The organism is Geobacter sp. SVR, assembly GCF_016865365.1.
Lineage (GTDB): Bacteria > Desulfobacterota > Desulfuromonadia > Geobacterales > Pseudopelobacteraceae > Pelotalea.
This window is the reverse complement of the sequence record NZ_AP024469.1, coordinates 436024-453924: the sequence shown is the minus strand read 5'-3', so window position 1 is coordinate 453924 and position 17901 is coordinate 436024. Positions and strand designations below refer to the sequence as shown.

Genomic DNA, 17901 nt, shown 5'->3' with positions numbered 1-17901 from the left:
ATAGATGTAGATGGGACGGGCACGGTTTCTTTGCATCCTCCGGAAGCATCCCGATGCCGCGGCTGCCGAGAACGCTGATGGGCAGGAGGGGACCATGAAGATCTTCATTGCCGGTGGAACCGGTTTCGTGGGAAGCCACCTCCAGCGCGAGCTGTTGCGGCGGGGACATAGTCTGCGCCTGTTGATCCATCGTCGTTCAGCGGATATCGCACCGGACGTGGAGCAGATCGAGGGGGATGTTACCCGCCAGGAGAGCCTCGAACGGGCAGCAGAGGGATGTCAGGCCGTCATCAACTTGGTAGGGATCATCCGGGAATACCCCGGCCGGGGCATCACCTTCGAAAAGCTGCATGTGCAGGCCACAGGCAACATGCTGGCCATGACCAGACAGTGCGGCATCAGGCGCTTTCTGCAGATGTCGGCCCTGGGCACCCGCCCCGCTGCTGTTTCCGATTATCACCGCACCAAATTTCGGGCCGAGGAACTGGTACGCCACAGCGGGCTGGAGTGGACCATCCTGCGTCCGTCGCTGATCTTCGGTCCCAGGGATGCCTTCGTCAATATGCTGGCGGCGCAATTGCGCCTGGCACCGGTCATGCCGGTCATCGGGGATGGACACTACCGCCTCCAGCCGATCCATGCCGACGACGTGGCCCGCTGTTTCGCCCTTGCACTGGAACTGCCCCAAACCATCGGACACTGCTTCGAACTGTGCGGCAACGAGCGGCTTACCTACCTGGAACTGCTGGACAGTGTGGCCGAAGCCACGGGGACGCGCCCTCCCGTTAAGCCCCGCCTGCCGGTCGGATTGATGAAGCTGATGATTCCCACCCTGCAGCGTATACCGCAATTCCCGATCACCATGGACCAGCTCCAGATGCTGCTGGAGGGAAATACCTGCGACGGCGCCTGGAAGCTGACCTTCGGGTTCGAGCCACGCCAGTTCCGCCAGGGGATACGCGAATATCTGCAGCACTCCTCCTGAGCAGGCCACCAGAGAACCTGAAATGTTCCTGATTTCAAGCTAATAGATGCTCCCCTGCAGCGAATTGTACAACACCCGCAAGACCACTTTACAAACCAGACATAGACTACTGATTTTAAACACTATTTTCAAGAAACCGTCTTCCAAAACTTGACCGGCATGCATTAGTACGATATAAGCATGCCATGAAAATGCGCATACCCCTCGGATCAGGACATCTGCGTCGGTCCCTGCTGCTATGCGCGGCCCTTCTTTGTGCGGCTGTTTGCGGATGGGCCGAAATACCACCGACCGACAATGATGCTGTCCTGAGCGAGCTGTCGGAAAGCTCCCTCAGCCCGCTGGAAGAACTCGTCGCCAAGAGCGGCCCGCGAGAAGCACGGCATGGCTTCGCCTCCTATTACGCCAATCGCTTTTCGGGGAGAAGGACCACATCGGGCCAGCGCTACCATCCCGGGAAGATGACTGCTGCCCATGCCAGCCTGCCGCTGGGAACAGTGGTGCGGGTTGTCAATCCGGCTACCAGCCAGGCTGTTCAGGTCACGGTCAACGACCGCTGTGCCAAAAAATCATTTCCGTTCATAGACCTCTCCCAGGCGGCTGCCAAAAAGATCGGTCTGTACGGCAAGGGGAAAATGCGGGTGGTCATCATTCCGCTGCCGGAAGGAGCGCCGGACGAACCGGCCTAGCGTTACGGCATCAGCATCATTCTTCCGGTTTTTCCTGCAGGGGAAGCGTTACGGTAAACTCGGCGCCCTTTCCCACACTGCTCGACACCTCGATCCGCCCCCCCAGTTCCTCCACCAGTTGACGACTGACGAAGAGTCCAAGCCCGGTACCTTCCCCTATTTCCTTGGTAGTAAAATAAGGTGTGAAGATATTTTCCAGCACCTCTGGCGGAATACCGGGACCGTTGTCACGGATGATGACACAGAGCCGGTCGGCTCCGGAAACCATGGTCCGCAGCAGCAGTTCCCCCCCCTGGTCCTCCATCGCTTGCAGGGCATTCATGATGATATTGAGCAGGATCTGTTTCAGGAGGTTGCCGTCGAGCTTGATGGCCGGCAGGCTGAAGTCCAGCTCGCGCCTGACGACGACGCCGCGCCTGGACGCCTCGTACCGCAGGAAATCGAGCAGAAAACCGATCGTCAGGTTGACGTCCACCTCGCTGGACGTCTCCTGACGGCTGCTGAAATTCAGCAATCCACGGGCCAATTGGGAGAGACGCTGGGCCTCGCTGTCGATTCGTGCGACCATTTCACGTACCGACTCCGGCACCCCTTCTTCCCGCAAAATCATCTGTGAAGCGGAGGAGATCACGGAGAGGGGAGCATTGAGTTCATGTACGACACCAGCAGAGATTCTACCCAGTTCGGCCATTTTTTCATTGTGGGCCAACTGTTTTAACAAGTCCGCGCTCGGCTTTTGCCCATTTCCGGCAAAAAACGAATCCATTGACGCACCTGCCTCGTCTGTGGGCGTCCGGAGATCTCCGTTGATGTCTCCTGCGATATGCCAGGCTGGCGTTTTTTTCATGGGCGCTCCGAAATCTCGTGCTACGGCACGAAAGCCGCCCCAGAAGGGGCGGCTTCGTGTATGCAGAGCGTGGAGTTGTATTCACCCCCATCCAGAAAGGGGAGTGAAGCCGGGATTACTACATGTTGTAACCTGACTCCGAGTGCTGGGTCTGGTCGAGACCCATGATTTCGTCTTCTTTCTCGACACGCAGACCGATGGTCTTGTCGAGCACGAAGGAGATAATCAGGGTGACGATGAAAGCATAGGCGCCGGCCGCCACAACCGCAATCAGCTGGGTCATCAGCTGTTTGGCATTGCCCGCCAAGAGCCCGGTGGCGCCGACAGTCGCAAAAACACCGGTGAGGATGGCGCCGAAGGTGCCGCCGATGCCGTGAACGCCGAAGGCATCCAGCGAGTCGTCATACTTGAGTTTGGCCTTCAGCAGCACACCGCCGTAGCAGACGACGCCGGCGGCAAGACCCATCAGCAGGGCCGCGCCCGGCTGAACGAAACCAGCGGCGGGGGTGATTACCACCAGACCGGCCACGACACCGGAACCGAAGCCCAACGCGCTCGGTTTGCCGGAGTGGATCCACTCGGCGATCATCCAGGACAGGCCTGCTGCTGCCGGAGCGATGGTGGTGGTGGCAAAAGCCAGGGCAGCCAGGCCACCGGCCGCATCCGATGTATTGGCACCCACCACGGCGGAACCGGCGTTGAACCCGAACCAGCCGAACCAGAGCAGGCCGACCCCCAGCAGAGTGAAGGGGAGATTATGGGGTGCCATGCGCTCGGTCGGAAAACCGTGACGTTTGCCGAGAAAAACCAGGAAGGCCAGGGCCGAGATACCGGACGAGAGATGAACGACCGTACCACCGGCAAAATCCAAGGCGCCTTTTTTGAAGAGCCAGCCGTCGGTCATCCACACCCAGTGGGCAAGGGGATCGTATACCAGCGTGGTCCAGAGCAGAACGAATGCACAGTAGGCGGAAAATTTGACGCGTTCCGCCATGGCGCCCGAGACCAGGGCAACGGTGATCATGGCGAACATGGCCTGGTACATGGCAAAGACGAGTTCGGGAATCGCGCCCGGTTCTTTGGCGTAGTTCTGGAACAGGGTCCATTCGACCGTGCCGCTGGCCGCATCCTTCATGATGATCAGGCCGTTCAGCATGGCCTTGCTCAGGTCGCCGATCAGGCCCATCTTGGCCACATCACCGCCAAAGGCCAGCGAATAGCCGATCAGTGTCCACTGCACCCCGACAATACCCATGGCAACCAGCGAATGCATCATGGTGGAGAGCACGTTCTTCTGCCGGACCATGCCGCCGTAGAACAGTGCCAACCCGGGAATCATCAGCAGGACCAGTGCCGCGGAAACCAGCATCCAGGCCGTATCGCCGGTATTGAGTACCGGCTTGACATCGGGAGGGGTAGCCGGCGCCGCGGCAGCGGCGTCGGCCGGTTTTGCGGCAGCATCGGCAGCCGGAGCTGCGGTGGCAGCGGCGGCCGGAGCGGCATCTTTCTTCTCTTCCGCCATGGCAGCGACGGGGACCAGACCGGCCAGAATGACGAACAGTATTGTGGCAAGATAGTGCTTAAGTTTCATGATATCCTCCGTTTGAATTGATTGGCGTCTCGCTAGATCGCGTCGGAGCCTTTTTCACCTGTCCTGATCCTGACCGCTTCTTCGAGCGGGATGATGAAGATCTTGCCGTCACCGATCCTGCCGGTTTTGGCAGTATTCTGGATGGTTTCAACCACCTTGGTGACCAGTTCGTCGCTGACCGCGATTTCCATCTTGATTTTGGGGATAAAATCGACCACATATTCGGCGCCACGGTACAGTTCCGTATGCCCTTTCTGCCGCCCGAACCCCTTGACCTCGCTGACGGTGATGCCTTCGATGCCGATCTCGTTCAGGGCATCCTTCACTTCATCCATTTTGAACGGTTTTATGATTGCTTCGATGAGTTTCATTGCACCTACCTCCTTTGTGCGCGTATGAGGACGACTCCTTGAAAAATCGGAGAGGGGGCTCCCCCTTCCCCGGATTGAAGGAGAGGAATTGCCTAGAATGATATATCGAGCTGCGTCGTCAGGGCCGGTTTGCCGCCGGGCAGAGCACCGCCGTCACCGGCGGAAACGTTGTAGAAGGGATTGAAGAAGACCGCTCCCACCAGCAGGGATATCTGTTTTGAAAAGGTCCAGGAGCCGCCAACCGATACCTCGCCGTTGGCATTGTTGCCGCTCATGTAGTCTACGGCCAGCCAGAGCTTATCGGAGATTTCAGGCATGCTGCGGTCCCAGGAGGCCATGACGCCGTAGTTGTTATTCTTCGGATTGCCGGAGGTGGAAAGGGCTCGTTCGGAACCGTAGTACCCGCCGGCCGAGAGGCGCCCGATCACTGGCAGGGTCTTGCCCACCAGGCCGTAGACGATGTTCTGGCGGGTGGAAAGGACATCGCCGGCAACGGCAGCGGCACGTTCGGGCTTATCGTACAACCCGAGGTTGTAGGCACCGATTGCGAATGCCGGAAGTCCTTTGATGCCGAATGCATCCTCCGGAGTCCCCAGCTTCGCATTGAGGTAGAAGGGGTGGTTGTCGGCCGTGTTGTCGTTTTGTAGGCTGCTCATGAGCATGTCAGCCCCTATCTCGAGCTTGACGTTTTCCGAGGGGAGCACGCCGGCGCTCACCCCGAGATTGTAATAGTTGGGGCCCGCATCCGACTTGGACGAGAAACGCATGTAATTGTCGACATCGATGTGGATGTCCTTAAAGCCCTTCACGTCGGGTGATGGAATCCAGATCTGTGTTGAGGGCGTTGCCATCGCCATGCCGCTCATCAATGCTACAATTGCCGATGCTGCTGCCATGATCCTTCCCAAGTTCATCTTTCCTCTCCTTTTCATCGTTGATTTTGAACGGTGTTGGGATGAAAGCGTCCTTGGTTTCATCACTGCACGTTCTGCAGAGTGTATGATTTGTATCGGCCACAATGTGAGTGGCAAGCCTCCTGACCCTTAATTAGCACGTTGCGTGCCATGTTTATTTTTGTTGGTTTTATAACAACTTACCATTTCATGACGTCACTGATTCAACGTCACTCATTGTTCTAACCGATTTTCTGCATACAAATTAGTCAGACATCCCCTGCCACTTCTGTACAAAAAATAGGCAAAACAGCAAAAACAATTGACTGCGCCTTTTTTTTCGGTAATTTCTTCTATACTTTCGCACCCAAAACTGCGTTCAGGAGGCACACATGACACCTGTGGCAAAGATCGGCGAAGTCCCCAATTTCGGCAAGAAAGTGGTTTCCGTGTCCGGCCGGGAGATCCTTCTGGTCAACATCAAAGGGACCATCCATGCCTGCGAGAACGAGTGCCCGCACCAGGGGAGCCAGATGACTGCCGGTATTGTCAAGGAAGGCACCATCTCCTGCCCGCGCCACGGTTACCGTTTCAACCTTCTTGACGGCAGCTGCGGAGATCACCCCGATTTCACCCTCAGGATCTATCCTGTTCAGATCAGTGGAGACGACATTCTCGTCGATCTGGAGTAAACCGGCGGCCCCTTCGCCCCAGTCCCATTCAGGGACGCACGGAGTGCCCCTTGGATCATCTCCTGACCACCTTTTTCCTATTCGGCTACGGTATACTTTCACTTCTGGGAGCCGGACACGCCCTGCTCCACAAGCGCGATTCGCGCTCGGCCCTGGGCTGGATGAGCCTGTGCCTGACCCTGCCCTATGTGGGGCCACTCCTGTACTGGTGCCTCGGCATCAACCGCATCTCCCGGCGAGCCCATATCTGGAAAAAAAGTGGCCGCCGAATCAGCGGGATTGCCATCCGGACGGCCGATCAGGGTACCGCTGAACCGCCCCCTCTGCCCCCCTCCGCTTACCACCTGCGCGACCTGCGCAGGATTGCAGACCGGTTGGTAAAAACACCGCTGCGCCCGGGAAACCTGATCACTCCGCTGATCAATGGCGAGCAAGCCTATCCTGCCATGCTTGAGGCCATCGGCCGGGCGCGGTCCAGCATCAATCTGTGCAGCTATATTTTCGACGCTGACGGTGTCGGCGCGGAATTCATCCGGCATCTGAAAGAGGCGGCACAGCGGGGAGTCCAGGTCAGGGTCATCATCGACGCGCTGGGAGAGAAGTACAGCCGGCTGTCTCCCCGAACTGCACTGGCGGGATCAGGGGTCCATCTCGAACGTTATCTCCCCTTGCGTCACGGGGCCTACATCAACCTGCGCAATCACCGCAAGCTGCTGACCATCGACGGGATCGAAGCCTTCACCGGCGGGATGAACATCCGCAGCCGCCATGTAACCTCACAAACGCCGATCCAGGATGCGGTCAGCGACATGCACTTCCACGTACAGGGCCCGGTGGTCAACGACCTGCAGAGCACCTTTCTGGAAGACTGGCATTTCGTTACCGGAAAACGGCTGGATGATCCGCTGTTCTTCCCGCCTCCGCAGTGCCAGGGGAGCATGCTGGCACGCTGCATCAGCGACGGTCCCGACAAGGAATACCGCAAACTCGAACAGATACTGATGGGAGCCATGTCCTGCGCCGGGCAATCGATCCTGATCATGAGCCCCTATTTCATTCCCGACCGGCCGATGACGTCGGCCATGATCACCGCTGCCCTGCGTGGAGTCGACGTACGGGTCCTGCTGCCCGAGAAAAATAATCTCCCTTTCATGCACTGGGCCAATCGGGCCCTGCAGGCAGAGCTGATCGCCAACGGCATCAGGCTCTATTACCAGCCGCCCCCGTTTGCGCATACCAAACTCTTCCTGGTCGACGACACCTATACCCTGATCGGGTCCTCCAACCTGGACGCGCGCAGTCTGCGTCTGAACTTCGAACTGGACCTCAGCATCTACGACAGCGCATTTGCCTCCCTTATCAGGCGACATTTCGAGACCTGTTTGGACGCCTCCCGGGAGATCACTCCGGCAGAACTCCAATCCCGCGGCCTGCCGGTCCAGCTCAGGGATAATTTCGCCCGCCTGCTGTCCCCATATCTCTGATGTTGCCTTCCCGCATGCACTGCGGCGAAGCATCCATGGCCGGATATGCAAAGTTTGCCTCGCGCTGCACTTCAGGTGCCGTGCTGGCATGCCGAAGGGTGCGTCTTTTCAAAAAGCCTAAAAAGATAATTTTTATCCTATTGACAACCGATGGATTGACTGGTATTAATTGACCATTAAATTCATTAATCCAAAAAAAAGGAGATATGCCATGTGCCTGACGACCCTGGTGACGCAAGCTGCCCCTGACTTCACTGCAGAGGCGGTTCTTCCGGACAATACTTTCGGATCCATCACGCTTTCCAATTACAAAGGCAAATATGTCCTGCTCTTCTTCTACCCGCTGGACTTCACCTTTGTCTGCCCGTCGGAGATCCTGGCCTTCGACAAGACCATCGGCGAATTTAAGAAGAGGAACTGCGAAGTTATCGGCGTATCGGTCGACTCGAAATTCACTCACCTGGCCTGGAAAAACACCCCGGTCGAAAACGGCGGCATCGGCAATGTTCAGTACCCGCTCGTGCAGGATCTGAACAAGGAGATCGCCAAAGCCTACGGTATTCTGTTCAATGGCAGCGTAGCACTGCGCGGCCTGTTCCTGATCGACCCGACCGGCAAGATTCGCCATTGCGTCATCAACGATCTGCCGCTGGGCAGAAGCGTGGTCGAGGCGCTCCGCATGGTTGACGCGGTTCAGTTCTCCGACACCCATGGAGAAGTATGTCCGGCCAACTGGCAGGAGGGTGAAGAGGCCATGAAACCTACCGCTGAAGGGGTGGCCGCATATCTGGCCAAGCATTCCAAAAAGTAGTACCGCATTCAGCGGAAACCGTCGCATTGTCAGGGCGCTGCCTTTCGGGGCAGCGCCCTTTTCAATTGCCACCCGCCCGTGACTGTCGTAGAGTTTAACCGTGGATATTCATAGGATAGAACATACACCACTTCTGTTCGGCCGCGATCAGCGGACCGGGATCGTGGCGGTTGAACCGGCCGGACATTTTGTACGCCTCTTCTACCGAACACCCAACGGCGTTCAGTTCCAGGATCAGCACTTCCGGCCTTTCATCCTGATCGACGATCCGGCCGTGACAAACGGTTGCCCGGTTCCCTGTTCGGTGCGCCAGCTCGCCGGTGAAGCGTTCTTCCGCTACCAGCTGTTGTTCGACTCCTGGAACGACTGCCTGAAAGCCCGTGATTTTCTGGCAGCCTCAACCGGCGCGTCGCACGCGGCAGCCGAGGCGCCCTACCTTTTCCTCTCGGATCTGTCCCACCAGTACCTGCTCGCCAGCGGAACCACCCTCTTCAAGGGGCTCGATTTCCGCGATCTGCGCACCCTCACTCTGGACATCGAGACCTACTGCGCCAAGGGCTACGGATTCCCCAACCCGTCGCGGCCCGAAGACCGGATCATTTCCATTGCCTGCAAGGATTCCCACGGCATCGAAACCGTCCTGCGGGGAGACCGCATGAGCGAACCGGAGATGCTGCTGGCGCTGAACGGCATCGTTTCGAGCTGTGATCCGGATGTGATCATCGGCCACAATATCTTCCGCTTTGACCTGGACTATATCGGCAAACGCGCCGGACTGCACGGCATACGCCTCGGCTGGGGGCGCAACGGTTCTGCCCCACATGTCACACCCCATTCGCGCTGGAACCTGGCCGAGCGAGCCATCGATTACCCCCGCTGGGATATCTACGGCCGCCAGATCATCGATACCTATTTTCTGGTACAGCATTACGATCTGGCACACCGCGGGTTGGAAAGTCACGGATTGAAGCAGGTCGCGCTGCACTTCGGTCTGGCCGCCCCGGACCGGGTCTACCTGGAGGGTAACCATATCGCCGGGCAATTCCACCGGGACCCGGAAGTGCTCTACCGCTACAATCTGGACGATGTACGCGAAACGGAAGCCGTTTTTCGCATCCTGGCCTATCCCTGGTTTCTGCAGACGCGCATCTTTCCCTACTCGTTCCAGAACTGCCCTCTGCGCGGCAATGCCACCCGCATCAACTCGCTGTTTTTGAGGGAATACCTGCATCGCGGGCAGTCGATTCCGACCCGCGCAGCCACGGCCACACCTTTCGAGGGGGGCTATACCGAATTGCTGGAAAGCGGAGTGCATGGCCCGATCGTGCACTGTGATGTTGCCTCGCTCTACCCCTCCCTGATGCTGGCCTATCGTCTCAAGCCGGCCAACGACTGCCTGGAGCTGTTCCTGCCGATGCTGGCCGGTCTGCGCACGTTCCGGCTGGATGCCAAGAAGGCCGCCCGCGAGAGCGCCAACGAACAGGAGCGCCAGTACTTCGAAGCACTTCAGCAGGTTTTCAAGGTGTTGATCAATTCCTTCTACGGGTATTTGGGAACTCCACTGCACAATTTTTCAGACCCGGCGGTCGCGGCGGAGGTGACGCGCCTGGGGAGGGTGACCATCAGGACGATGATGGAACTGCTGCAACAGGAAGGTGCCCGGCCGATAGAGGTGGATACCGACGGGATCTACTTTCAACCGCCGCCCGGCTGCGAAACCGAGCCGGAGCGGAGGGCGCTGGTCGACCGTCTTACGGCAGGCCTGCCGGAGGGGATCGAGGTGGAACTGGATGGCTTCTATCGTTCGATGTTCGCCTATAAATCGAAGAATTACGCCCTGCTGGGGCACGACGGCACCATCACCGTCCGCGGCAGCAGTTTGCGGTCCCGCGGGATGGAACCTTACCTGCGGGAATTTCTGCGGGAAGCGGTCGAACTGCTGCTCACCACGGGAACCGGCTGCATCGAGCGCCTGTATCAGCGCTATGCTGCCCGATTGACGGCACGGGATCTCGACATCGGCTGGGTGGCCAGAACCGAGACGCTCAATGAATCTCCTGCCACCTATCAGGCGAAATTGCAGGCCGGCAAACGCAGCCCCTCGGCTGCTTTCGAACTCGCCTTGGCTGCCGATCGCCCCTATCGTGCCGGCGACCAGATCAGCTACTATATCAGCGGTTCTGGCAAAGATGCCGTAGCCTATGAGCACTGCCGCCCGATCAGCGCCTTCAACCCCGTCCGGCCCGACGTCAACACCCCCTATTACCTGGAAAAACTGTGGCAGCTGAGAAAGCGGTTCGACCCATTCCTGCCTCAGCAGCCGACGCTGTTCGACTAGCCGCCGGAGCTCCGTGATCCTTGCAACTGGATACCCTTTGTGATATGAGACTCGAAGCTGTTCCGGCAGCGAGAACGGCTTTGGGAGGCGACATGAGAAAACGCACACTGCTGTTGTCCGCATTGATGTTTGTGGCCGTGACCACTGCGCCGGTTGTAGCCCTGGCCGAGCAGCAGCCCGAAATGATCGTGGAAAAGATGACCATCAAATTCACCCGCGGACTGACCAATATCGTGACCAGTGTTGCAGAACTGCCCAAGCAGAGCATGCTGACGGTGCGCGATATGGGGGGGCCGGGCTATGTGATCGGCCCGCTGAAGGGTATCGGCATGATGCTGTACCGCAGTTTCATCGGCGTCACCGAAACCGCCTTTTTCCTGGTGCCGCAGCCGGGCTACTACGACCCCATGATCGATCCTCCCTATGTATGGGAGGGGTGGGACCCGAAGCGGGAAACCACCTACTCCATGGGAGAGCAAAAATAATACGATTCCGCGACTTTCCCCACAAAAAAAGGCGCGACCCCGCGTGGGTCCCGCCTTTTTTCGTGCTGTTCATACCTGTCGGTCCTGACTGCACGTCACACAGCCTCTTCTTCTAACACAGCCGCTCCCGTAAATACGTTTCAAATTCGCCCCGGAATTCTTCGCGCTTCAGTGCCATATCGACAGTCGCCTTGAGAAATCCCAGCTTATCACCGCAGTCGTGGCGCAGGCCTTCGAACAGGCATCCGTAGACTTTCTCCTCCTTTGAAAGGGTCAGGATGGCATCGGTCAACTGAATTTCCCCCCCCTTGCCCGGCTCCTGCTGCTCAAGAATGTCGAATATACGCGGAGTCAGGACATAGCGCCCGATAATGGCCATGTCCGAGGGGGCCTCCGCACGCTTCGGCTTCTCCACCATGTCGATCACATCGTAAACCCGTTCGGATACCTCATCGGCACGGACACAGCCGTAGGAGGAGATATTTTCCAGCGGCACCTTCTCGAGGGCCAGTACCGAGCGGCCATAGACGTCATGGACATCCAGCAGTTGCCGCAGACAGGGGCGCGCGCTGTCGATGATGTCGTCTCCCAGCAGCACGGCAAAGGGCTCGTTGCCGACGAAATCTTTGGCGCACTGGATGGCATGGCCGAGCCCGAGAGCCTGCCGCTGCCGCACGTAGAAGATATCGACCATCTCGGCAATCTCCCGCACCCGCGAGAGTTCGATGTCCTTGCCTTTGTCGTAGAGGTGCGCTTCCAGTTCGACGGAGATGTCGAAATGGTCCTCGATGGAGCGCTTGCCCCGCCCGGTAACGAACAGGATCTGCTCGATGCCTGAAGCCACTGCCTCCTCCACCACGTACTGCACCAGCGGTTTGTCGATCAGCGGCAGCATTTCCTTGGGTGACGCTTTTGTGGCCGGCAGAAAACGGGTACCCAGACCGGCAACCGGGAAAACAGCTTTTTTGACTTTCATGGTCAGCACCTCAGGCACATCGGAAATTAGCGAGCCGTTTATGCCCCGGCGACGCGGCGTGCCGACTCCAGCGTATTGTACAGCAGCATGGTGATTGTCATCGGTCCGACTCCGCCCGGAACCGGGGTAATTGCCGCGGCCCGCTCGCTGGCAGCCGCATAATCGACGTCGCCCACCAGCTTCTTTTCACCCACGCGGTTCACCCCGACATCGATGACCACGGCGCCCGGCTTGATCCAATCACCCTTGACCATCTCCGGACGGCCGACCGCAGCGATAACGACATCGGCCCTGCGGACCACGTCAGCCAGATCGCGGGTACGCGAATGGCATACCGTGACCGTGGCGTTCTGGGCCAGGCACATCATGGCCACCGGCTTGCCGACGATATTGGAACGGCCGATCACCACCACTTCCTTGCCGTTCAGGTCGACCCCCTCCTCCTTCAGCATCACCAAAACGCCGTACGGGGTACAGGGTTGAAAAAGGGGTTTGCCGACCGACAGACGGCCGACGTTGTAGGGATGGAATCCATCAGCATCCTTGAGTGGGGAGATGGCCTCCAGCACCTTTTCGGTGTTGATCTGCGGCGGCAGCGGCAACTGCACCAGAATGCCATGAATGCGCGGGTCGTTATTGAGCTTGTCCACCAACGTCAGGAGTTCGGCCTCGCTGGTTTCGGCGGGCAGCTTGTACTCGTCGGAGAAGATGCCTGCCTCGTGGCACGCCTTCTCCTTCATGCTGACATACACGCGACTGGCCGGGTCGTCGCCTACCAGCACCACCGCCAACCCCGGCGTAACACCCTGCTGTTTCAGTTCCTGTACGCCCGCCGCAATCTCGGTCCGTATTTTTGCGGCAATCGCCTTGCCGTCGATGATTCTTGCCATTGTCTGCCTCCTTGGCCCATAAAGTCCTGGCATCATACTGTCTTACTCACCACTTTGTAAAGCCGGTTTACACCAAAAAAGAAGGCCCCCGAAGCTTTACACTTCGGAGGCCCGAATCCGTCCGGACACACCCCTTCGATCACCCCGCGCAGCAGCCACCACCCGCGCAGGCGACCGGCTTGGGCGCTTCGGTTTTGGGGCAGTAGCCGGTGTTGAACCAGCCGTCCCCCTTCAGGCTGAAGGCGGTGGAGGAAATCATTTTTTTCACTTCTGCGCCGCATTCCGGGCATTCACTGGCCGGCGGATCGGAAAACTTCTGGCGCAATTCGAACTGGTGCTCACAGCTTTGGCAACGGTACTCGTACATCGGCATATCGGGTTTCTCCTCGGAGTAATTAGATTGATGTCTTAAATATAATGACAGAGCGGCAGATTTGTCAATGGCGGCTCCCGGAACGGGCTCTGATCATTGTCTTCAGCATTGAGGTGTTTTGTTGTAAAAAAGGACCGAATATTCTAATATCGTGAGGATAGATTTCGATTCCACTGCTCAAGATCACCGTATGTTTACTCAGTACTATAAACAACATCCGCTTACATCCTGTCTGATACTCTCCATCCTGGTGCACTTCCTCTTCATGTATGCAATGAGGGTTTTCGAAACCTACAATTTCGGCACACCTGTCGATGTATCACAAACCATCCTGGTTGATCTGGCGGACGAGCCAAATGCTCCTCCTGCTGTGACGGAACAGAAAAGTAATGACAATAACGAAATACCTGAGTCTCCGGAAGATGAGGCTACCATGAATGATACTCCGGTGGCGGCACATGAACTCAACACTCCGGTCGCTGCCTTTGAATCCCGCGAATCTGCGCCAGTACTCGAGGAGAAAGCTGTTCTCTATGAGGAGGAGCAAGCATTCAGAAGCCGGGCCAGTGAGACCATTACTGCCGCTTCGATTGCGGAGCTACCAAGACCAGTTGCTGCAAGCCCTGTTATACCGCCTTCCCAAGGCAGCATGTTTCTGGCATCGAAAAATGAAAGACTTACCTACCAGATAAAGATGCTCGGTCTCCCGGTAGGAAGCGCCGAACTTGAGTCAGCAAATAATGAGGGCGAAATCTCGATCACGCTTAAAGTCAGGTCCAATACTGCCATTTCCAGCATTTATCCTGTAGACGATGTTGTTGAAACCCGCCATATCAACGGCAGGTTCATCCTGACAAAAATCAGACAACGGGAAGGCTCTTTCAGGGGAGATGAAGGATTCAGCATAAATCGTAGTAAAAAAAGGGTTTTCTGGTTTGACAACATCAGAGGCCATAGCCAAAAAGTGATGCTCCCTACCGATGAGGCAGTCGATACCTTGTCCGGAATTTATTACTTAAGGAACCGCCAACTGGAGGTCGGCAAAACCGAAATCCTCCACATCTATGACAGTGAAACTTACGCCGACGTGCCGGTCGAGGTCTTACGGAGAGAAAAGTTACAACTATCTAACCTCACAAAAGTTAACACCCTAGTGATACGCCCGCTCCAGAAAACCGCCGGGATTTTCAGACGAACCGGCGAAGTCATGATCTGGTTGACGGACGACAACAAGAAAGTACCGGTAAAAATTGTGACATCCATTCCGATTGGCAAGATAACGGCCGAACTGCTCTCTGCCGAATATCAGCCTTACGATCAAAATCCAACCGGCTCACCACCGAGCGTTATCGATGCCACCATTCGTTCACACATGCACTAGTAAACCGGCGTACTCCACGATACGACGTAAAACTGATCCTGCGGCAACTTCAAAATCCAGGAAAAAACACGACCTCATATAGAAATTCTTCCATGACCGCTAAGGCCATGGACTGATACAAATGAAGTTTATGCATGCCGAAGTCATTATCGAGAGGGAGAACGTATTAAATGCTGTTGCAAGCTGTAATATGGATGAATTTGGCGCTGATTTTCTACACGTGGGCCGTTTTCAGTGGGCGCAAACAGGGATTACACCGCAAGCACCTGATCATTTTCGGCATCGGTCTTTTGTGCGATTACCTCGGCACTCACCAGATGAACCTGTTTGCCCAGGCCTACGGTAAGGCCCCTGAATGGCACAACATCACCGGTATCGCCTCCCTGGGTGGTATGGCCTTCCACTTTCTGCTGGCGCTGACTGCTTCCCTGGCCAACAGGGCCGAGGCTGTCAACCGCGTCTTTCATCGTGTCAGCCTGAGCATCTACACTTGCTGGCTGATTGCTTTCTTCAGCGGCGCCATCTCCGGCATGATGCGCATGAAATAACCTGCTCCGGGCATCTGTCCCATCTCCTTCAAAAGCTGCACGCATTCAGTCATCGATACTGACCTCTCCCCACCTTTCATCGTCCCTGCTCATCCACAGCTGAAATTCATGTTGCGAATAGATCGAGCCCACGCTCTAATCTTTGGCTTTGAAATTGCACATTCATTCAAGGTTAGCCCGATAATATCGAGCTCATGCAAGTACATGCGGCGTTTGTAGCGACGTCCATCAGAGTGACTTTCCGCGAAATAACTCAACAGCATATGTGTTATCGCCGAATCGCGATACAAGCTGCTTTCGTATGCTGGTTTTAACCCACACAAAGAAAGGGGGATCGTAACAACGGTTGGCCGTATCACCTCGCCAACCAAGCCGCCCAGCTTCATTCTGGAGGCCAACAGAACCTCGGTTCGGAAACTTAAGTAAAGGAGAAAAGAAAACATGCAAAAACATCTTCAGTACCTGCTTTCTGCTCTGTTATTGCTGGTAATGACGGGCTGCGGTGCAAACAACCAGGCGAGCAGCTCCACTGTCGGAAAGGGCGCGATTAACGCATCTATGACATGGGCGGAGAACGCAACGGCCAAAACGGTTGCTTCGCTTCCACTGGAGGTGGCCAAGATCCGTATGACCGTCTCGGGCGCCAACGTGCCGGTGGTTAGAAATGAAATCGCCGTGACAGGTGGCACATCCACCCAAGGGCAGATCAGCGGCATCGTCCCCGGCAAGGTCAGTCTCGTTATACTCGCTCTCGACAGCGCAGGCGCCACTGTCTACGAAGGTGCGGCCCTGAACGTAACCATTACTGCAGGACAGACCAGCGATGTCGGCACCATCACAATGAGCCGCCCCCTCGTAAAACCGGCGGATGCCTCGTGTGTCGGCTGCCATGAAAACACCATCGACACAACCGGTCAGAATCTGGTCGCCGATTTCAAACAGTCCGGACACTACGCCAACGGCTCATTCATGGATGCGAACGGTGTAGCCGCCGGGTGCGCCGGGTGCCACGGCTCCGCGCACAATATCCCCAATCCTTACACGGCCGGCAGGTGCTTCGACTGCCATCAGGACAAAGTGAACGTCCACAGCAACCCTAGCCCCAACACAGGTGCGGCTGCCCGTCCTGCCATGTACGTGGCCACCAACTACCAGGGACAGTGCAACGCCTGCCACCAGCCCCACGATACCACGGTTGGTCAGGCAGAGCGTAAAGCCTGGGCCAAATCGGCGCATGGGGATGTCAATGGCGCAGCCTGGGCCACCGAGGACATGCAGCAGCCTTCACAGCAGGCCTGCCAACGCTGCCATACCGCTACCGGCTTCAAAATGTTCGTCAACAGCAATTTTACAACCTTCCCGACCGCCTCAATTGCAAGTGCCGAGGATCAGGCACGCGAGGTCCTTGCGTGCGACGCCTGCCACAGCGACAACAACTTCACTGTTCGTGTTCCGGGCGCATTCACGGCCCAGTACAAGATCGGCAATACCACAACCGTCACCTTCCCGAATGCGGGTGAAAGCAATCTCTGTATTGCCTGCCACTCGGCCCGCGAGAATGGCGTAGATGCCGTCGCCGACTTCACCAACGCATCATTCAAGAACTCCCATTACCTGCCGGCTGCTGCGATCATGTACATGTCTTCCGGCTTCATCAATTTCACCTCCGCCAACGCGACCATCGGCACCACCACCTACGGCAAGACACTTATGCCGGACAACGCCTCCGTTCCCGGCTACGGCATTGCCGGCGGTGTAACCAGCACTCATCGTAAGCTGGGCACTCCTGCCATCAATGGCGACAGCCATAACACTGCGGTCTTCGTTGCCGGTAAATTCGATGCCAATGGCCCCTGTGTGACCTGCCACATGAACGCTAACGGCGCTCCTGCCGGCACCAGGAAGGCCCACGGCCACACGCTGGCCATCGACGAGAACGCCTACAACCAAGTATGTACCAACTGCCACGGCTCGGAAAACACTGTTCCGCTGACCGGCGCGAACTTTAAGGCCTATTTCATCGAACCGCAGGCTGAGGCGTTCCAGAACTCACTGGCGCTTGCCGTCAAGCTTCTCAAGGACAGATGGAACATCGAGTATGACGCCAATGCCTATCCCTACTTCTTCAAAGGCGGCCTGGCTCACACCTCTGCCAATGCGGTCAAAAACTGGACTAACGGCACCGGCAATCAAGCCTTGGGCAAAAAGCTCATGGGCGCCTGCTTCAATATCCAGCTGCTCACCAAGGACAGCGCCGCATACGCCCACGGTCGTAGCTACTCCCGCAGGCTTGTGTACGATACCATCGACTTCCTGGATGACGGCATGATCAATCTGTCTGTTGGTGTCACTGCCGTTAATTCCGGCATGAAAGATGCCAACAACAACCCGCTGTTCACCAAAGGCACCAATGCCTATAACTCAACTGGTAGCGCCATCACCACCCCCTATACCGGTACATCCGAAGCCATGCTGTACCTCCTGGGATGGAACCGCACCACTGGCGCGTGGAACAATCCTGAACGTCCGTAGTTGTATTGTATAAGC

The 17901-nt window shown here is 57.0% G+C and carries 17 protein-coding genes; 10 read left to right on the top strand and 7 right to left on the bottom strand.

Going from position 1 to position 17901, the window contains the following annotated elements; translation table 11 throughout:
* Positions 1-94: 94 nt before the first annotated feature.
* Positions 95-985 (top strand): complex I NDUFA9 subunit family protein, encoded by an 891-nt coding sequence (locus GSVR_RS02300; protein WP_173201149.1) that lies wholly within the window; start codon positions 95-97, stop codon positions 983-985.
* A gap of 185 nt (positions 986-1170) precedes the next feature.
* Complete coding sequence (locus GSVR_RS02295; RefSeq protein ID WP_239077436.1) at positions 1171-1674, top strand: septal ring lytic transglycosylase RlpA family protein; 504 nt, start codon at positions 1171-1173, stop codon at positions 1672-1674.
* Positions 1675-1690: 16 nt separating this feature from the next.
* On the opposite strand, the gene GSVR_RS02290 is transcribed toward GSVR_RS02295, so the two are convergent.
* The 4 genes from GSVR_RS02290 to GSVR_RS02275 form a co-directional block, all read right to left on the bottom strand.
* Positions 1691-2521 carry a sensor histidine kinase gene (locus GSVR_RS02290; RefSeq protein WP_239077435.1) on the bottom strand — a complete coding sequence of 277 codons (831 nt, stop codon included), beginning with the start codon at positions 2519-2521 and terminating at the stop codon, positions 1691-1693.
* A 118-nt stretch (positions 2522-2639) separates the two neighbouring features.
* Positions 2640-4112, bottom strand: coding sequence for an ammonium transporter (locus GSVR_RS02285; RefSeq protein ID WP_173201147.1), 1473 nt, complete (start codon positions 4110-4112; stop codon positions 2640-2642).
* Between the two features lie 32 nt (positions 4113-4144).
* Positions 4145-4483 carry a P-II family nitrogen regulator gene (locus GSVR_RS02280; protein WP_173201145.1) on the bottom strand — a complete coding sequence of 113 codons (339 nt, stop codon included), beginning with the start codon at positions 4481-4483 and terminating at the stop codon, positions 4145-4147.
* 92 nt (positions 4484-4575) lie between these two features.
* Entirely contained in the window at positions 4576-5397 is an 822-nt protein-coding gene (locus GSVR_RS02275; RefSeq protein ID WP_173201143.1) for a hypothetical protein, read from the bottom strand.
* A gap of 371 nt (positions 5398-5768) precedes the next feature.
* On the opposite strand from GSVR_RS02275, the gene GSVR_RS02270 reads away from it, so the two are divergent.
* From GSVR_RS02270 to GSVR_RS02250, 5 genes are all read left to right on the top strand, one after another.
* Positions 5769-6068, top strand: coding sequence for a Rieske (2Fe-2S) protein (locus tag GSVR_RS02270; protein WP_173201141.1), 300 nt, complete (start codon positions 5769-5771; stop codon positions 6066-6068).
* 50 nt (positions 6069-6118) lie between these two features.
* On the top strand, positions 6119-7552 hold the full coding sequence (gene cls / locus GSVR_RS02265) for a cardiolipin synthase (protein WP_239077434.1): 1434 nt from the start codon (positions 6119-6121) through the stop codon (positions 7550-7552).
* 211 nt (positions 7553-7763) lie between these two features.
* Positions 7764-8363 (top strand): peroxiredoxin, encoded by a 600-nt coding sequence (locus GSVR_RS02260; RefSeq protein WP_173201139.1) that lies wholly within the window; start codon positions 7764-7766, stop codon positions 8361-8363.
* Positions 8364-8463: 100 nt separating this feature from the next.
* Positions 8464-10701 (top strand): DNA polymerase domain-containing protein, encoded by a 2238-nt coding sequence (locus tag GSVR_RS02255; protein WP_239077433.1) that lies wholly within the window; start codon positions 8464-8466, stop codon positions 10699-10701.
* A 92-nt stretch (positions 10702-10793) separates the two neighbouring features.
* Entirely contained in the window at positions 10794-11186 is a 393-nt protein-coding gene (locus GSVR_RS02250) for an exosortase system-associated protein, TIGR04073 family (protein WP_173201137.1), read from the top strand.
* Positions 11187-11298: 112 nt separating this feature from the next.
* Here GSVR_RS02250 and galU read toward each other — a convergent pair whose 3' ends face one another.
* The 3 genes from galU to GSVR_RS02235 form a co-directional block, all read right to left on the bottom strand.
* The gene (galU, locus tag GSVR_RS02245; RefSeq protein ID WP_173201135.1) at positions 11299-12162 is read right to left on the bottom strand and encodes a UTP--glucose-1-phosphate uridylyltransferase GalU; all 864 of its coding nucleotides are present in this window, start codon (positions 12160-12162) and stop codon (positions 11299-11301) included.
* A 38-nt stretch (positions 12163-12200) separates the two neighbouring features.
* Complete coding sequence (gene folD / locus GSVR_RS02240; protein ID WP_173201133.1) at positions 12201-13052, bottom strand: bifunctional methylenetetrahydrofolate dehydrogenase/methenyltetrahydrofolate cyclohydrolase FolD; 852 nt, start codon at positions 13050-13052, stop codon at positions 12201-12203.
* Between the two features lie 139 nt (positions 13053-13191).
* Complete coding sequence (locus GSVR_RS02235) at positions 13192-13425, bottom strand: FmdB family zinc ribbon protein (protein WP_173201131.1); 234 nt, start codon at positions 13423-13425, stop codon at positions 13192-13194.
* A gap of 190 nt (positions 13426-13615) precedes the next feature.
* On the opposite strand from GSVR_RS02235, the gene GSVR_RS02230 reads away from it, so the two are divergent.
* From GSVR_RS02230 to GSVR_RS02220, 3 genes are all read left to right on the top strand, one after another.
* A complete protein-coding gene (locus GSVR_RS02230) occupies positions 13616-14806 on the top strand; it encodes a DUF3108 domain-containing protein (protein ID WP_173201129.1) in 1191 nt (396 codons plus the stop codon).
* 170 nt (positions 14807-14976) lie between these two features.
* Entirely contained in the window at positions 14977-15354 is a 378-nt protein-coding gene (locus GSVR_RS02225) for an HsmA family protein (RefSeq protein WP_173201127.1), read from the top strand.
* Between the two features lie 441 nt (positions 15355-15795).
* Positions 15796-17886, top strand: coding sequence for a hypothetical protein (locus tag GSVR_RS02220; protein ID WP_173201125.1), 2091 nt, complete (start codon positions 15796-15798; stop codon positions 17884-17886).
* The last annotated feature ends 15 nt before the right edge of the window (positions 17887-17901 follow it).